This is a genomic window from Neglectibacter timonensis, from assembly GCF_900048895.1.
Taxonomy (GTDB): domain Bacteria; phylum Bacillota; class Clostridia; order Oscillospirales; family Acutalibacteraceae; genus Acutalibacter; species Acutalibacter timonensis.
In genome coordinates, this window is record NZ_LT160629.1 from 1 (window position 1) to 3,003 (window position 3,003).

Annotated in this window: 1 protein-coding gene; it reads left to right on the forward strand. The window is 48.7% G+C overall.

The features are described from left to right. Positions 1–53: 53 nt before the first annotated feature. A partial coding sequence (locus tag BN3911_RS00075; protein ID WP_147578457.1) for an S-layer homology domain-containing protein occupies positions 54–3,003 on the forward strand: 2,950 nt, incomplete at its 3' end.

Consider the following 3,003-nt stretch of genomic DNA (forward strand, 5'->3'; position numbering starts at 1 on the left):
CTCGCGTGGAAAAGAAGCCGCGTGAGAATCTAAAATTTAAGAGGGTTGAAATTATGAAGAAAAGCAAGTTTCTGAAGAAATCACTTGCGACGCTCCTTGCACTCATGCTCGTCGTCGCAATGATTCCGATGAGCGCTGCGGCGGCGGAGTATGAGCCCGCTTCTGGCTTTACGCCTGTAGTGGACGGTACTCTGACGAAAACAGCAGATGGCTGGGCCGCGGAGTTTAACTACGGGGCTACGCATGAAGTGAAATTCGAAATCACCAACGGCAGCGAGAAAATTTCCTACATTGACAGCGACAGCAACACAGTGGCCAATGCTACCAGCATCATGCTGTGGGAAAAAGACGGTGCGCCCGCGCCCGTGGAATTCTGGGTTGTCAATGGCACGGAAGAGAGTAAGCACTACACCCTGACCTGGTCTGTGAAGGCCGCCGCCAGCGACGTTTCCGTGAAGGAAGCTAAAATCGGCAACTACACAGGCGTTGTCAACGAGACAGACCGCACCATTAAGTTTACACTGCCTTTTGGCTATGCAGAAAAGCTTAATACTACTCCGGTCAGTGCATCTGTTACATTTGAAGGCACCACAAGCACTGCAGCTGTTGCTGTATCTGACATTACCGTCGGCACCAATGAGGTGAAGGCCAAGGAAGCAAAGATCACAGTTCAGCCTCAGGACGACAGCAAGGACATTACTTACACCATAACCGCTGAGGAAGAGGAAGGCCTGACCTCCTTCACCATTGGCGATTACAAGGGCGTGTTCCTGAAGAATGCAGACGGTGACAACAAGGGCTATGAGACAGGCACCATTGAATTCACAATTCCTGCTGACTTGGCTGTGGATAACAAGGGCGAACTGAATCTGGTTGCCGCCTTTGAGGTTGGTTCCAACTACAATAAGGCTACTTTTGACAGCACTGAAATTAAGAACGGTGATAAAGTCAATTTTGCCGATTTGCTCACTGCCACAAAAACGTTCAAAATTGAAAACGGTGCCGGTGAAAGAGAATACACGCTGCAAATGAAGCGTGCAGATACCGATACCGCTATCACAGGGTTCACTGCCACCGCGAAGAATTCTTCCGGTACCGAAGTTCTGGCAGTAGAAGGAACCGTAAACGGCGAAGCTCTTACTGTTGAGGTTCCTGCAAACAGCGATCTCAGCAAAGTTGTAAAGCTGGACTTTGTCGGACCCAAAGCTTTTACAAACGGTACACCTAAAATTGAGCTTGCAGACGGCACGAAGACTGCAAATTTTGGTAATGATGGAAAAGCTACACTGTCAGAAGTTAAGTGTGATGCCCCTGTCCGCCTGAAGGTCACCGCTGCTGATACCAAAACGATAAAGTATTATACGCTTACCGTTACCAAGGCAGCCGAAGCCAACAAGAATCCTCAGGTAACTTCTGCGAAGCTTACTCTGAATAAGGACACAGAGAACGAGGCCAGCTACACAGCCTCTATCGATCAGGCAGCGAAGACCATTACCTTTAACCTGCCTCATTCCACTCTCGATGCAGACATTAAGAGCGGCAAAGATACCACCGAATACACCTTCGGCAAGACCGCGCTTACCGAACTTGATGATGCTGCACTGACAAGTGCGACCTTTAAAGACGGAAGCAGCGTTACCGTCACTTCCGACGCTGGCGATAAGATTGCCTACACAGTCAAGTATGTGCGGAACACCGCCCAAACCGGAAAGTCCATCAGCGATTTTGTTCTCAGCACCGCTGACAACAGCAACCTGATGGAGTACAACAATAACAAGAACTTCAATGTTACTGTTTCCGGAAATGAGTTCAAGGTAACTCTGCCTACAACTGTTCCCACTCTGTACGGCCAGTTCACCCTTTCCGAGGGCGCAAAGCTGTACGTTGTAACCGGTGACACTGACACCAACCCTGTTGCAGTGAGTGCCTACAACACGAAGACCGGCGCTGCTGGTGCAGCGATCGATGTAACGACAAAAACAAAGATCTATTTTGTAGCGGACGAAAAGTTGGCCACCGACATTGCGAACGGTACTTTGAATGGCAAGAAGTATGGCCAGATCAAGAACATGTATCGTACGAATTATGCGGAGTACAAGTTCAATGTCACACCGGCAGACCGCGAAGGCGCTCGCCTGACCTCTCTCTCCGCAGATGACGGAAAGGTTACGGCTTCTATCAACGGCGAAGATATCACTCTGACCGTGCCTTACAGCTATGTTGATGGGAAGACATTTTTCTTTGACTTTACAGTCTCCGATGGTGCCACGTTAAAGCTGCATTCTACTCCTTATTATCCTGTATATTCTTCTGGGTTGAAGACTTACAATGCGGCTACAGGGAAATTGGTTACTGCGGCAGCTGGTTTTACTAGCAACCCCGATTTCCAAATTAAGAAAGATGCTTCGGATAATAACAAAGTAAAGGTCTATTACACCGATGACAAGACATGGAATTTGAACGATAATGCCTATCTGCAAGTTGTTGCTGAAGATGGAACAACTACTAAGGATTATAAGATCAAGGAAGTAAAGGTAGCCGATGCAGAGAAGGGCGCTGAAATCACCGCCCTGAAGGCAAACAACACCAATGCAACCATTAGCGGCAAGAACATCAATGTGACTCTGCCCTATGGTACCAACCTGGGTCAGGTAAAGCTGGCAATTACAGCCTCTAAGATGGCTAAGGTTGATTTCAACGAGTATGATCCCACCGATCCTGACAAGACCTATGTTCTCACCTCTCCCTTGTCTATCAAAGTAGTTTCCGAAGACGGAAACACCACCAATGTATACACCCTGAAGGCGACAGTAGCTTCCAAGTTTGTGGACGTGCCTGAGGATGCATGGTACTATGACTATGTCATGGCAGCGGCAAAGGCTGGTATTGTCAACGGTAAAGAAAACAGCAGATTCGATCCCGAAGGCGCTGTGTCCCGCCGTGATTTCGCACTGATGCTCACCAGAATGCTGGGCGTCGATGTGAGCGGCTATACCAACACCC